The organism is Virgibacillus dokdonensis, from assembly GCF_900166595.1.
Classification (GTDB): domain Bacteria; phylum Bacillota; class Bacilli; order Bacillales; family Amphibacillaceae; genus Virgibacillus; species Virgibacillus dokdonensis.
The window spans coordinates 1,722,880-1,736,584 of record NZ_LT745763.1; the positions used below are offsets into that span (position 1 = coordinate 1,722,880).

12 protein-coding genes, 2 tRNA genes and 1 pseudogene are annotated in these 13,705 nt (G+C 35.5%); 11 read left to right on the top strand and 4 right to left on the bottom strand.

All coding sequences use genetic code 11. The annotated features are described in order from the left end of the window. Nucleotides 1-240: 240 nt before the first annotated feature. Nucleotides 241-1,623: a metallophosphoesterase family protein gene (locus tag B2C77_RS09525; RefSeq protein WP_077703402.1), complete on the bottom strand. Its 1,383-nt coding sequence runs from the start codon at nucleotides 1,621-1,623 to the stop codon at nucleotides 241-243. A gap of 302 nt (nucleotides 1,624-1,925) precedes the next feature. Between B2C77_RS09525 and B2C77_RS09530 the strand changes: the two genes are divergently transcribed. The 9 genes from B2C77_RS09530 (at nucleotide 1,926) to B2C77_RS09570 (ending at nucleotide 9,199) form a co-directional block, all read left to right on the top strand. Continuing rightward, nucleotides 1,926-2,162 carry a glutaredoxin family protein gene (locus tag B2C77_RS09530; RefSeq protein WP_077703403.1) on the top strand — a complete coding sequence of 79 codons (237 nt, stop codon included), beginning with the start codon at nucleotides 1,926-1,928 and terminating at the stop codon, nucleotides 2,160-2,162. Between the two features lie 425 nt (nucleotides 2,163-2,587). Then, nucleotides 2,588-3,247 (top strand): Crp/Fnr family transcriptional regulator, encoded by a 660-nt coding sequence (locus tag B2C77_RS09535; protein ID WP_077703404.1) that lies wholly within the window; start codon nucleotides 2,588-2,590, stop codon nucleotides 3,245-3,247. 74 nt (nucleotides 3,248-3,321) lie between these two features. Next, nucleotides 3,322-3,816: an OsmC family protein gene (locus tag B2C77_RS09540; RefSeq protein ID WP_077703405.1), complete on the top strand. Its 495-nt coding sequence runs from the start codon at nucleotides 3,322-3,324 to the stop codon at nucleotides 3,814-3,816. A gap of 564 nt (nucleotides 3,817-4,380) precedes the next feature. Further along, a complete protein-coding gene (locus tag B2C77_RS09545; protein WP_101934289.1) occupies nucleotides 4,381-4,785 on the top strand; it encodes a MarR family winged helix-turn-helix transcriptional regulator in 405 nt (134 codons plus the stop codon). A gap of 21 nt (nucleotides 4,786-4,806) precedes the next feature. Beyond that, on the top strand, nucleotides 4,807-5,634 hold the full coding sequence (racE, locus tag B2C77_RS09550; protein WP_077703407.1) for a glutamate racemase: 828 nt from the start codon (nucleotides 4,807-4,809) through the stop codon (nucleotides 5,632-5,634). Nucleotides 5,635-5,722: 88 nt separating this feature from the next. Beyond that, a complete protein-coding gene (locus tag B2C77_RS09555) occupies nucleotides 5,723-6,787 on the top strand; it encodes a GerMN domain-containing protein (protein ID WP_077703408.1) in 1,065 nt (354 codons plus the stop codon). 514 nt (nucleotides 6,788-7,301) lie between these two features. Next, complete coding sequence (rph, locus tag B2C77_RS09560) at nucleotides 7,302-8,066, top strand: ribonuclease PH (RefSeq protein ID WP_077703409.1); 765 nt, start codon at nucleotides 7,302-7,304, stop codon at nucleotides 8,064-8,066. Nucleotides 8,067-8,070: 4 nt separating this feature from the next. Next, nucleotides 8,071-8,679, top strand: coding sequence for an XTP/dITP diphosphatase (locus tag B2C77_RS09565; protein ID WP_077703410.1), 609 nt, complete (start codon nucleotides 8,071-8,073; stop codon nucleotides 8,677-8,679). 10 nt (nucleotides 8,680-8,689) lie between these two features. Then, nucleotides 8,690-9,199, top strand: a complete 510-nt coding sequence (locus B2C77_RS09570) for a metallophosphoesterase (protein WP_077703411.1) — start codon at nucleotides 8,690-8,692, stop codon at nucleotides 9,197-9,199. Nucleotides 9,200-9,346: 147 nt separating this feature from the next. On the opposite strand, the gene B2C77_RS09575 is transcribed toward B2C77_RS09570, so the two are convergent. The 3 genes and pseudogenes from B2C77_RS09575 to B2C77_RS09585 form a co-directional block, all read right to left on the bottom strand. Next, nucleotides 9,347-9,420: transfer RNA gene (locus B2C77_RS09575), tRNA-Arg, on the bottom strand. Between the two features lie 10 nt (nucleotides 9,421-9,430). Beyond that, a tRNA-Gly gene (locus B2C77_RS09580) sits at nucleotides 9,431-9,504 on the bottom strand. 702 nt (nucleotides 9,505-10,206) lie between these two features. After that, nucleotides 10,207-10,800 (bottom strand): annotated as a pseudogene (locus tag B2C77_RS09585) (HD domain-containing protein). Between the two features lie 230 nt (nucleotides 10,801-11,030). Between B2C77_RS09585 and B2C77_RS09590 the strand changes: the two are divergent. Both B2C77_RS09590 and tig read left to right on the top strand, forming a co-directional pair. Next, nucleotides 11,031-12,008 carry a tetratricopeptide repeat protein gene (locus tag B2C77_RS09590; protein ID WP_077703412.1) on the top strand — a complete coding sequence of 326 codons (978 nt, stop codon included), beginning with the start codon at nucleotides 11,031-11,033 and terminating at the stop codon, nucleotides 12,006-12,008. Between the two features lie 127 nt (nucleotides 12,009-12,135). Beyond that, a complete protein-coding gene (tig, locus tag B2C77_RS09595) occupies nucleotides 12,136-13,422 on the top strand; it encodes a trigger factor (protein ID WP_077703413.1) in 1,287 nt (428 codons plus the stop codon). The last annotated feature ends 283 nt before the right edge of the window (nucleotides 13,423-13,705 follow it).

Sequence of the window (13,705 nt, forward strand, 5' to 3'; positions counted from 1 at the left end):
GAATCCATTGTTGACTTTTTAAATTCTTTTAATGTTACACCAACAGCGTTACCTAATTAAGGTAATTTGGATGGTCTGAATACAATTAATCAATACTTGGTATAAGTATCCAGAGATACCAATACTTTGTAACATATGAGTACTCCTTCTTTCATCTATTTGAAATTTAGAAATATTGCGGTGGAAGACATAGTTATTCTAACATTATTGACCTGCAAATTTTTAGTGAGAAAAAGACAGTTAATTATTTTGTGTTCTTCCAATTAGTTTTAAAGCATTTTTGCTTTTATTACCAAATGCATCTAAAGCGTGAATTTCTATGTCATAAGTAGTATTTGCTTGTAAGCGATCAATACTTAAACGAAGAGGATTTGGCATTGGGTCTTTATAAAATTCTGAAAAAGCTAGGTATTCTTTTTCAATTTTTCCAGTTTGTATATTTTTTAATTTTAGTTCGTAATCATGTACTAAAAGGTCATCTTCAGCTTGTGTTAGCAATATGGTTAAACTAGAAGCTGTGGTTGCTTCATGTAAGATAGAAACCATTGCATCCTTAGTAAAGTAAGGTGGCTTTTTGTCACGGTTTTCCGTGTACTTGAAATTTCGTTTGTTTATCGGGTAATTAATTTCAAAATCTTCGCCAGTCCAATCATTATTATGGATGTCACGGCGTTTAATGATCAATTTATTATTGTACACTTCAACAATAAGAGCTTGGTTTAGCATGTTCGCACCATCAGGAACTGCTCCTTGTATTCTTCCACCTTCCAGCCATGCATAAGCACCTGTAGAAGTTCCGATAGTTGTAAAATCTTTTTGATGGATAATTTTCGGATCGTCTAGCGGGTAATGAGTATGACCAGAAAATGTAATGACTTGAGGGAATTTCTTTAATGTATTGTAAAAAAGGTCCCTATTTTCAGAAAACCCCCATTCACTTCCATAGACAGTTTCTTTAATAGGTTGATGGTGGAAAACAAATATAGGTTTTTTCCAGTCATCATTACTTGCAATCTGTAATTTGTTTTCTAGCCATTTTATTTGGTTAGTGGAAAATGTTCCTTCTGTCTTTCCGTCTTCAGTTCCAAGGACAATGAAATGATAGCCTTTAATTATTTGATGATAGTAATGAGATTTCATCCCGGTTTTTTGACAAAAACGTTTTTGGGAATCTATGGGGGATAAACCATTCCAATAATCGTGATTTCCAATTGCAAAAATCGGGGTTGCATCTGGATTCTTATTTTTTTCATAAATCTCCATGAATATATCATATTCCGTTTCGGAACCATACTCTGTAAGGTCGCCAACCGCGACTAACGCATCCTGTTGAGGAACTACTTGGTTCAGTTGATTTAAAGTAGTTGTAAATTTTTTCACATTAGCTTCATCATTATATTTGATATGGACATCGCTAATGACTGGGAAAACCAAATCAGCTTTTCTTTTTTTTGCGTGTTTCACAGGTGATTTTGATACAGCGCTAACAGGAATGGTACTAAATGATCCTAATAACGTTAATCCCACAACTGTCCCGGTAACTTTGGAAGATTGTGTTAAAAAAGTTCGGCGATCCATTCTTTTATTCATGTTATTATCGTCTTTAAATTGCTTATCTGTCATCATCATTTCCCCTTTAAGTTAGTGTGCAGACTACTCAAGGTAGACCAATTATTAAAAGTCATAACTTACCCACGTTGAACTTGAACCATTAGTATAGTTTTATGGATGTAACGTTATAATGATTTCCCCACCTTCCATAGATTAGTTTACAGATTATTTGTTAAATGAAAATGACGCGAAAGTAAATTTTTTGGAACAAATATAATTTAGAAAAACACCCCCCCCGAAGCAACTTTATTGACTATATACGTTCGGGGGTATAAAATGAAGGTAAATAAAATGAATGAAAGGAGAATTTTATAATGAAGGCTACAGCAGAAGTATATGTTACATCAACATGTCCATTTTGTACAATGATGACAAATTATTTAAAGGAAAACAATGTTCCTTATAAGACGATAAATGTACAAACAGATCGTGAGGCAGGGCAACGTTTAGTGGAAACAACTGGACAAATGGGTGTACCGCAAACGAAAATTAACGGAAAGTGGATCATTGGCTTTGATCCAGATAAAGTTCAAGAAGCCTTAAAAAGCTAAATATGTTAAAAAAATTATGCAAACAAAAATGGACATGCAATAGTTGTTCCGTTCCTTATGAAAAGCAGAATAAAAAATCACTCTTTTCTATTTGTCCAGGAAATCTCGGGCTTTTAATTACAGCAATTGCTATTTTAATTATGCAAGTCATGCGGTGAAGAAAACAAGTAAGATGAATAAACCTGTCGTATGTAAATGAGCCATATGACAGGTTTTTTTACTTGCGCCATAGGGCTTTTGTCATAATGAATTGGCGGTAACTGTTGTAAGATGCCCATTGATGATTACTTAGAAAGTATAAGGGTGAGGATGACACAAAATCGCCACTGAATGGAAGTTCATTTTACAGTTGCTTTCATTTTTTTAACTCTAAAATTGGTTTAAAAACCCATATTTAATTTTTGACAGAGAAGGTGAAGTGAAAAATGATCGAAAAACATCCTTTATTATCAACTAAAGTAATTCACTTATTCGACCGTGAATTAAGAGATAGATGGAAATCAAGAAAACAATTTATCTTTGAAAAAGGGGAACAAATATCATCGCCGTATAAACAGAAAAATGAAATCTATTTAATTATTGAAGGTGATGTACGCATTTTCCAATTACATGAGGACGGTAAGGAATGCGTGCTAGGGATACTAACAATGGGAGACTTTATTGATATTGCCAGTGTGTTTGCAAATATGGATCGCGATCCTTTTGCTATTGCTTTAACCAAAGTTACAGTGGTTAAAGTGAAAAAGCAAGAAATCATCGATGCTGTGATCCATACCCCATCTGTATCCTTCGCTTTGTTAAAACACTTCTCTAATCAATTACGTGAGGTTGTAGGCATTTTAGAGCAGGTTGCTTATGACAAAGTAGAAGAGAGGTTATGGCGTTCTCTTCATAAATGGAAAGATGAGAAATGGAATCATAACGGTTGGCACCCACTACCGAAGTATTTAACTCATAAGGATATGGCTGGAATGATAGCGTCGTCGAGGGAAACGGTAACTTTTATACTCAATAAATGGATGAATAATGGTATTTTAAAAAATGAGCGCCAACAACTTTGGATTAAAAAAGGTGCTACATTGTAAGGAAGCTTACATTCAAGTAATACATCTAGGTGTATGATAAGGCTAGAATCAAACATCTAATGGAGGTAATATACATGAATGGTATGAATTTTGCAACAGTAGAAAAAACGATACAGGCAATGAAAGAAGATCATTCCCAAAAGATAAAATCTTGGCAGGCAAAGGTAACTTGGAAAACAGGAGTAAAAAATGTGGTGCAAATTCGTGATTTTGCACCTATTATAATGGATGAGCCACAACCATTAGGTGGGTCTGATGAAGGGGCAAACCCAGTGGAGATGCTTATTGGGACTGCAGGTAGTTGTTTTGCAATTACATTTGAAGTGTTAGCAAGCCAACAAGGAATCCATCTTGATTCCGTTGAGGTTATCGTAGATGCGGATTTAAATGCAGCAGTATTTTTAGGTTTGGAAGAAGGAGAAGGTGGCATTATCAATCCAACCATCCATCTTCATGCAAAAACGTCTGCATCTAAAAAACAAATAGAAGAAATTGCTAATATAGCTTTACAGAAGTCTCCGGTACTAGCAAGTATGAAGTCAGACTTGCAATTAGAAATTCGTGAATAATGGTAGGGAACCTGTGTGAAAAACAAAATTAGATTTTCTAACCAATCCCGCCTTCCTTTTTTATGGGGAGGCCGGGATTTTATTTTATACAACTTATATAACTAGAGGGGAAACGCAAAGATATTAGATAGCAAAGCTTCACTAACTCTGCAATGTCTTCTAGATTGTAAAAGAAATACTGGATGCAAGCTTTCTATTTTAATTGTATAATGAAAAAAGTTCTATATATAAAGTAAATCGTCAATGGATGTCGGTGTTGATTTTTCGTAACTGGGGTGTGTCTTTAAGGTTGTCTTAACAAAAATAAAATTTTAGCTCATGTTTCTTTTAACAATTTTTAATGATAGTTTTATGCAGTTACAACGAGAAACAAAACATGTTTCTTTATTTGAAGCAAAATAATGGATGTACATATAGGATAACAAAATTATACTTGTTAAAGACGATTGCTTTACGTAAAGGCGTTTCATTATGTAAAATAAATATGATACATAGGGGAGTAGGAGGTAACGGTCGTTGAAATCGTATGAAACGGAAGAAACCATTAACCGGATTGAGAAGCGAATGCGTTATATATCTGGAATCATTAAGAAAAATGGTCGAAAAATCCTGCACAATTATCCAATCACCTCTCCACAGTTTATTGCTTTACAATGGCTTTTGGAAGAAGGAGACTTAACAATTGGGGAACTATCAAATCGTATTAGTCTAGCCTTTAGTACTACTACTGATTTAGTGGATAGGATGGAAAAGAATGGGCTTGTTGAAAGAGTTCGTGATGCTAAAGATCGAAGAGTAGTACGTATCCATGTATTGGAGAAAGGAAAAACGATTATTCATGAGGTTGTAGAAAAACGGCAAGAATATTTAGGTCAAGTTTTGGAGGAATTTTCAGATGATCAAATCGATCAATTGCATGAATTGCTTGCATATTTGCATGAGCAAATGAAAGAAAAAGAACAGAAATAAAGTTTAAGATGAGGCGATATAGTGAAACAAGCGATAGGCGTTATTGACTCAGGAGTTGGCGGGTTGACAGTAGCTTATGAATTAATGCGACAGCTCCCTAAAGAAAAATTAATTTATGTTGGCGATACAGCGCGCTGTCCTTACGGACCAAGATCAAAAGAAGAAGTGCAGCAATTCACATGGGAAATGGTTAACTTTTTGTTAGCTAGAGATATTAAAATGTTAGTTGTTGCGTGCAATACTGCGACAGCTTTTACATTAGATTCTTTAAAGAAACATTTAGCCATACCTGTTATAGGAGTTATTCAACCAGGTGCTAGAGCGGCGATTAAATTTACAAAAAATAATAGTATTGGCGTCATCGGAACCGACGGAACCATCAGAAGTAATGCTTATACGAATGCACTTAAAAATATTAAAGGTGAATTGGACATCTGTGCAAAGGCTTGTCCTATGTTTGTCCCCATGGTAGAGCAAGGAATTATGGAAGGCTCAAAAGCAATACAAGTTGTTGAAGAAGCATTGCGACCGATGGTGGAGCAAACACAAATGGATACACTTATTTTAGGATGTACCCATTATCCTCTCCTTAAATCCACTATCCAATCAGTAGTGGGGGAAGATGTAACATTAATATCTTCTAGTGAAGAAACAGCCAGAGAAACGAGTACTATATTAGAAATGCAACATTTGTTAAATCATAATGGAATAACTCCCATCCATCAATTTTATACGACTGGTGATTTAAATATGTTCATGCAAATCTCTAAGCGAATTTTTAAAGAACAAAATTTACAAATGATAACCATAGAAAAAGCTGCTTTACATCAAATGCAAGATTCTAAATAAGAATCTTGCATTTTTTTATATAGCTTGGTCTATTTCGCTTCCTATGCTCGTATATATCTTAGTACAAACTATGGTAGGAGGGGAAAAAATGCAAAAGCGCGTCATGCTTATCGCGGGGGTAATGATACTTTCCATCATTTTAAGTGGATGTTTTCAAGGAGAACAGTCTTTAAATGAAGAAATGGATCCACCGCAAAATGCAGAACCCGTTGATAATCAAGGGGAAACGCAAGATGGTGAAGGAGAAACGGATGATGAGACGCAAGCGAGTACCGTTGCGCGTGACTTATATTTATTAGATGCTAATGGCATGGTAGCTTCACAAACGATAGAAATGCCAACGACAGAATCGCATACTGTTGCCAAGCAAGTAATGGAATATTTAGTAAAAGATGGTCCGGTGTCTCAAATATTGCCAAATGGATTTCAGGGAGTCATACCTGCAGGCACAGAAGTTTTAGGGGTTAATCTTCAAGAAGACGGTAAAATAATTGTTAATCTATCAAAAGAGTTTGCTAATTATGAAGCCGAAAATGAACGAAAAATACTAGAAGCTATTACGTATTCTTTAACGCAATTTGAGAATGTGAAACAGGTGCAGTTGCAGATGGAAGGTAACGCAATAACGGAAATGCCTGTTGATGGCACGCCGATAGGAAATGGCTTTTCACGCGCCGATGGTATAAATATTAGTGATACCGGTGCGAGTGATCTAGTGGATAGTAAAACCGTAACGATGTTTTACCCTGCCGAACATAATGATAATGCTTATTATATTCCTGTCACCCAATATGTAGATCAAGATAAAGAGGATGACGAGTTGATGACCATTGTAAATGCATTAATAGATGGGCCAGGAGTGGAGCAAAATGTGATGCAAGTGTTTAATCCGAAAACGACTCTAACAACACCTCCTTCGATAAAGGGTGGAACATTGCATTTGCAATTTAATCAGGAAATTTTAAAAGATGAAGATAAGGCAGTCATATCTGATCAAGTCATGGAAAGTATTGTTCGTACAATGACCGAAGTAAAAGGGATTGAATCCGTGCAAGTTAGTATAGATAATATAGAACAGTTAGTAAATGAAGAAGGGAAAGCATATACGGAACCTGTTACTATACAGCAATTTACACAAGCAGAAGAACTGTAGAGGAAGAGGCTGCCTGCTAGCCTCTTTTTATTTGTGCTATAGGATGGTTTTTTGGTTTATAGTTTGAAAGAACGTAAAAATTGATGATAAATAAAAAAGTGGATAGGAAGCTAAGCCTATGCAAAAGGCTAAAAATTAAAAGTAACAGCAACCCAAAGTTTCTTTAATTATTAATTTCTTAGCAGTTAATATCAACACATCCTCAGATAATCTTATAGTGAATAAAGCAGACATCGACTGTTTGCCACGTAATAAACTGGATTGTTTATACAAGGATTAGGAAAACGACAGCTCCCGCCATAAAAACTAGGCGATAAGTTAAGTTTTTCTCATTTTTATGTGCTAAAAAAGTCTCATGTGCCGTAAAGTCTTTCGTATAAGACTTGGTAACAAATGGTTATTGCATTTCTTATAACAAGGGAGATAGGATTAGTAATTGAAATTGCCATGTATTTAAATAGTCCTTTTGCTTGAAAATATGTTAAGCTAGTGTTGAAATAAGGAGGAGTTATACATGAGAAACGATCAGCGTAATGAAAGTAGTTTACGACCTATCACAATTATTACGGATTTTCTTCAGCACCCGGAAGGCTCTGTGCTGATTCAGATAGGAAATACAAAAGTAATATGTAATGCAAGTATTGAAGACAGAGTTCCTCCATTTATGCGTGGGCAAGGAAAGGGGTGGATTACAGCGGAATATGCAATGCTTCCTCGGGCGACTGAGCAAAGAAATATACGTGAATCTTCTAAAGGTAAAGTAAGTGGAAGAACGATGGAAATTCAACGGTTAATTGGACGATCCCTTCGATCGGTCGTCGATTTAGATAACATAGGTGAACGAACGGTTTGGGTAGATTGCGATGTCATTCAAGCTGACGGAGGAACGCGGACAGCTTCGATTACTGGTGCGTTTGTTGCTGTAGCATTAGCATTTAATAAGTTAGTGGAAAATAAAGTTATTTCTAAAATGCCAGTTACAGATTTCTTGGCAGCAACTTCGGTTGGCGTATTACCAGATGGAAACGAAATTCTAGATTTAAATTATCAAGAAGATTCCAGTGCGCATGTTGATATGAATATCGTAATGACAGGCTCAGGTGAGTTTGTTGAAATACAAGGTACAGGGGAAGAAGCTACTTTTTCAAGTAAACAATTGCAAACGATGCTCCAGCTTGCTGAGGAAGGGTTGTTAACACTATTTGAAAAACAGCGGGAAGCATTAGGTTCCATTGCTGAAAAGATTGTTAAGCCTGCAAGTGCGCAAGGAGAAGAATAACAAAATGAAAAAAATAATTATTGCTACAAAAAATAAAGGGAAAGCGAAAGAGTTTAAAGAACTATTTGCTGCGTATGAACTTGAAGCTATATCCTTGAATGAATTAAACGGTATACCAGATGTTGAAGAAACAGGGTCAACATTTAAAGAAAACGCAGCATTAAAAGTAGAACAAATTGCTTCTGTGTTATCGCTCCCTGTCATCGCTGATGATTCTGGCTTAATGATTGATGCATTAGATGGGAAACCTGGGGTGTACTCCGCGCGATATGCTGGAGAGGATAAAAGTGATCAGGCCAATATCGATAAGGTGCTCACAGAATTACATAACGTACCAGAAGTGAAAAGAACAGCACATTTTATCTGTGTACTTGCAGTTGCTATACCTGGTTCAGCTACTACATATTATACTGGATATTGTCACGGTAGAATTGCTCATTCACCAATTGGAAAGAACGGTTTTGGGTATGATCCTATTTTTATTCCAAAAGGCTTTCAACAAACAATGGCTCAATTATCCCAAGAAGAAAAAAATGCTATTAGCCACAGACGAAATGCTTTGAAAGAACTAGAAGTCAGTTTAAACAAACAAGATATACTTTTAGATAGATAGGATGGTTCTTATGACAAAAGTGCTGATTGTGAGTGATAGTCACGGGTTAACGAAAGAGCTGGAAATGATTAAACAACGACACCGTGTAGATGCTATGATTCACTGTGGAGATTCGGAATTAGGTATGGACGACAAGGAAATGGCTGGATTTTATTCTGTAATGGGAAATTGTGATGTTGATACGCGCTATCCTGAGGAACAAACAATCCAAGTTAGTGGAGTCAAATTTCTCATTGTTCATGGTCATCTGCATCAAGTAAAGAGTAATTTATTACATGTGGCTTATCGTGCAGAAGAACTTGGAGCACAAGTGATTTGTTTTGGTCATACACATATTGCTGGCGTGGAACAAAAAGGAAACCAACTGCTAATTAATCCTGGTAGTATACGCTTGCCACGTGTCCGCAAAGAAAAGACCTATGCAATCATGGAATGGCAAGTTAAAGAAGAGATAACCGTGCGTTTTTATTCGGTTGGCGGACCTGAATTAGAAGCATTGTGTTATGTAGCAACATTATAGTTGTAAAGTGTAAAAAGACTCACCACGTGTTGTGGTGAGTCTTTTTACACTACATGTGATAGGTCAAGTACATTAGAAAAACTTGAATTACCTATAACAAAAACAAAAAACCCTTATAAACATTATGTTTGTGAGGGTTTTTAGGTACGTCCCAGGCAGGATTCGAACCTGCGACCCACAGCTTAGAAGGCTGTTGCTCTATCCAGCTGAGCTACTGGGACAAGATATGTATGGAGCGGGTGAAGGGAATCGAACCCTCGTCATCAGCTTGGAAGGCTGAGGTTTTACCATTAAACTACACCCGCAAATAGAGTTATTAATTATTATTGATGTTTTTAACGACAAGATTCATTATATAAATTTATTGTGAAAAAGTCAATGGTTTTTATATATTCTTTTAAAGTTATTATATTCGGAAAAAAGCATTTTCTTAATCGTGTGTCTTTATCGCTTCGTAATTTTTAATTCGCCTGCGTTTGGAAAATTATACTTCATAGGTTGACTTTCAAACGCTTTTCCGTTGGCGGATGCATTTAGAAAAAAGGGAATTAGCCATGTAGTACTCGGTTTCGACTTGCCCGTTTTTAGTTTGCACAGGTGATTGTTTTTTAAAAGTGTTAACCATTTACTTCATTTGTTAAAATCTCAATGTGGCTTTTTCATTTATTCGTCATTTGAGGATATCCTTCTGTTGCACTTTCTTGACTATGAACTGCTTGAGCAATTATCAGTTAATGTTCTGTCGTAAGTTCCATGTTTTGCATTATATCTCTAGCACGCTACTTATTTTATATGTTGCATTCGAATAGTTAGTAGCATTTTACGAATTTTTTAGTCCCTACAAAGGTCCTTCCATGCCTTCTAGCTCTTCTATCTTCTATTTCTGCATTCAAACCTAGTAAGTTAGGTTGTTCGTAGGTTTTATTAAGTATGTAACCACCATGTAAACTTGTTCGAAAAAAGGGATACATAGGGTAGCATATTACCTTGGTATTTATAGTACGGACTCAATCAGTCACTGTTTGCTGTTTAGATTGATCGATTTTTTCTTTCGCTTCCTGTTCAACTATATTTTTTAATTGATTTAAAATAGCACTAAAATCGGTATGTTCGCCAAGTTGTAAACATAATTCATATTCTATCGGCTTCCAAGTACTAATATCGGCTTCATTATGTTGAATTTGCACCTCGAGTTTATCCAAGGCGTTTGCGACTTTTGCTTCATATGTTTGTTTGGCTTCAAATTCCATCCATAAATTGTATAGACTTCCGCCGACTTCCTCTGGTAAAGTATTTTTTATATTTAATTCATTCATTTGTTTTTGCTTCTTCGCTTCTTCGTTGTCCATGATTTCAAAAACAGGAATATCTTTTGCTTCAGCTTCTACTAGATCGTGAATGATAATCATTTTTAATAATTTTTCCATGTCTACTTTCTTGTTTAAATAAGGTTGTAATAATATGGCCATCAGTTACATTCTCCATGTATGCTCTGCTACGCTTTCTCTTCTTCCGTTGGAAAGCCAACTGTGACGTAACTCTGTTTTTAAATTTTCTCCAAGTTTGATAATTTGGTAAATCCGATGTAATGGTTCTTGCATGATTTTCACCTCTACGTATATAGTAATAAATAAAGTTATTTTTATAATAAATTATAAAGAAATGGTAGGAAAAAGGTTTCAAAATTCATTGCTCAGGGAAAGAATGTTTAGTATGTTATAGTTAAAGTAAAAGTTCAAGAAGCTGGTTAATAAACCAAATTAGTACACTACTATGGTAAGGATTTGAACCTCCTTTTTGAACAAAATTAGCAGCAGGAAGGGGGGAGAGAATGGGGCAACGAGAAAATATTATATTGTTCCCGAAATGGAGAACGGCTTTAGAGGAGGAGAGCTTACTTGCCTTAAAAGAAAAAAGATTTGCAGAGGCATTAGAAAAGCTCAATGAATTATTAAGCTATCAAGTCAATAGTTTTGAGATTGTAAGCGGAAAACTAATCTGTTTAATTGAATTAGATCGGCATAAGGAAGCTCAGGATATTTGTGAAGATGTGTTACACCGACAGGATAAACACTATTACCATTACTTACATATTTATTTAACCATTTTGTTTCAAACAAATCAATATGAGATGTTAATGGAGCAGGTGGAAGAAGAGTTTAAATTCCATCAAGTACCACAAGTGTTAAAAGAACAATTTCATCAGTTATACGAAATGAGTCGTAAATTAAAAGCAGACATGTTAGTAGAACATCAATCTGTGTTTATGGAAGAATGGGACGACGCTATTACTACACGTGATTATCAAAAACAATGGTTAATTATAGAGAAATTACGTGTAATTAAAAGCGAACCAAATCGTAAAATGTTACACTTATTAGTAAAAGAAGACATACACCCTGTTGTAAAAACAGCTATATTAATGTGGTTACAAGAAATAGATTATAATCAGCTAGTCGATATAAAAAAATGGGGAAGAAGCATACAAGTACACCCTTTAGAGATAGAAGCAATTGGGAAGCATGCTTCAGTGAAACGAATCAATTCGATCATAAATGAGCTTGAACAAAAAAACCCAACTTTATATGATTTGTTAGTGAAATTGTTATATCATTACATGTATGTCAAATACCCGATGCTCCCTGTTAAAGAGGAAGCGGAACATATCGCGCTAGCCTTAAAAGCAATTGGTGCAAATTATTTAAACATAAATTTGAGTGAGTCAGGAAAGCAATTAGATGTGAATGATTACATAGAAGATATTGAGCGTTGCGAAGCCTTGTATTCTAGTATCATTGAGGATAACTAGAAATATATCGAAATGCTTGAAAGGGAAAGCAATTATGTTATAATGTAATGGTTGTAAATCTCGGTCTTTTAAACAATAAATGAATGTTTGAAAAATGAAGGACACAATAGATTTTGGAGGGAATTATATGTCAGTAAAATGGGAAAAGCAAGAAGGAAATGAAGGTGTACTTACATTTGAAGTAAGTGCTGAAGAGTTTGACAAAGCATTAGATCAAGCATTTAATAAAGTCAAAAAGGATGTACAAATTCCAGGTTTTCGTAAAGGTAAAATTCCACGTGGTTTATTTGAAAAGCGTTTTGGTGTAGAAGCACTTTACCAAGACGCTGTTGACATTGTATTGCCTAGTGCATATATGCAAGCTGTAGCTGAAGCTGAAATTGAACCAGTAGATCAACCAGATATTGATATAGAATCCATTGATAAAGGCGAACCTTTAGTATTCACTGCTAAGGTAACTGTAAAGCCAGAGGTTAAACTTGGTGAATATAAAGGCCTCGAAGTAGAAGATGAAGAAGTAGAGGTAACTGATGAAGATGTTATGCATGACTTGGAGCACCAACGTGAGCACCATGCTGAATTAGTTGTTAAAGAAGATGGTGAAGTAGAAAATGGTGATACAGTTGTTATCGATTTTGAAGGTTTCGTTGATGGAGAAGCATTTGATGGTGGAAAAGCTGAAAACCATTCTTTAGAAATCGGCTCTGGTCAATTTATTCCTGGATTTGAAGAGCAGCTTATTGGTAAAAAACCTGGAGAAGAAGTGGAAGTTGCGGTAACTTTCCCTGAAGATTACCATGCAGAGGAGCTTGCAGGAAAAGAAGCTACCTTTAAAGTGATGATTCATGAAGTCAAATATAAAGAGTTGCCAGAACTTGACGATGAGTTTGCCAAAGATTTGGACGATGAAGTTGATACGCTTGAAGAGTTAAAAGCTAAGAAAAAAGAACAACTTATAGAGAAAAGAACAGAAGAAGCTGATAACAAAAAGCGGGAGACATTGATTGAAAAAGCTAGCGAAAATAGTGAAATTGCTATTCCTGATGCAATGGTAGAATCAGAACTAGACCAAATGGTACAAGAATTTGAACAGCGCCTGCAAATGCAAGGAATGACGCTAGAGATGTACTCCCAATTCTCTGGACAAGATAAGGATGCTTTAAAAGAGCAAATGCGTGAAGATGCTAAGAAGCGTGTGAAAACAAATCTTACGTTAGACGCTATTGCTGAAACAGAGGAATTGGAAGCAACGGATGAAGATGTTGAAGCAGAACTTGATAAAATGGCAGAAATGTACGGTGCTGAAAAAGAACAGATTAGACAAATGCTTGGTGGTAATGCAGAAGCATTAAAGAGTGATTTGAAAAAGCGTAAAGCAATTGACTTCCTTGTAGAACAAAGTAAAGCTGTATAACTTATTTACGTATAGTTATTTAGAAAACAGGGAATGATGCAAAACAAGGTGTGATTCTATCACACCTTGTTTTTTCCATATAAAGTGAAACTTCAATCCGTGAGGGGTTAGTAGCTCAAGGATATGAAAACGAAAGAGGGGATTTAGGACTTGGTAAGCTCATAACTTCCAATGCTTGAAGTGAAAGCCTTGCAGCACCTTAGATCAGGGATGAGCGAAAGAAATGTGTTTCTAGATATAAGATCATAAATCCAATAGAAGTAGCATGAAAAAACTTTGTAGT

Bases quoted from the DNA above. Each gene is read 5' to 3' on its own strand.
- B2C77_RS09525 (WP_077703402.1), bottom strand. From the start codon at position 1,623: ATGACAGATAAGCAATTTAAAGACGATAATAACATGAATAAAAGAATG.
- B2C77_RS09530 (WP_077703403.1), top strand. From the start codon at position 1,926: ATGAAGGCTACAGCAGAAGTATATGTTACATCAACATGTCCATTTTGT.
- B2C77_RS09535 (WP_077703404.1), top strand. From the start codon at position 2,588: ATGATCGAAAAACATCCTTTATTATCAACTAAAGTAATTCACTTATTC.
- B2C77_RS09540 (WP_077703405.1), top strand. From the start codon at position 3,322: ATGAATGGTATGAATTTTGCAACAGTAGAAAAAACGATACAGGCAATG.
- B2C77_RS09545 (WP_101934289.1), top strand. From the start codon at position 4,381: ATGCGTTATATATCTGGAATCATTAAGAAAAATGGTCGAAAAATCCTG.
- B2C77_RS09555 (WP_077703408.1), top strand. From the start codon at position 5,723: ATGCAAAAGCGCGTCATGCTTATCGCGGGGGTAATGATACTTTCCATC.
- rph (WP_077703409.1), top strand. From the start codon at position 7,302: ATGAGAAACGATCAGCGTAATGAAAGTAGTTTACGACCTATCACAATT.
- B2C77_RS09565 (WP_077703410.1), top strand. From the start codon at position 8,071: ATGAAAAAAATAATTATTGCTACAAAAAATAAAGGGAAAGCGAAAGAG.
- B2C77_RS09570 (WP_077703411.1), top strand. From the start codon at position 8,690: ATGACAAAAGTGCTGATTGTGAGTGATAGTCACGGGTTAACGAAAGAG.
- B2C77_RS09590 (WP_077703412.1), top strand. From the start codon at position 11,031: ATGGGGCAACGAGAAAATATTATATTGTTCCCGAAATGGAGAACGGCT.
- tig (WP_077703413.1), top strand. From the start codon at position 12,136: ATGTCAGTAAAATGGGAAAAGCAAGAAGGAAATGAAGGTGTACTTACA.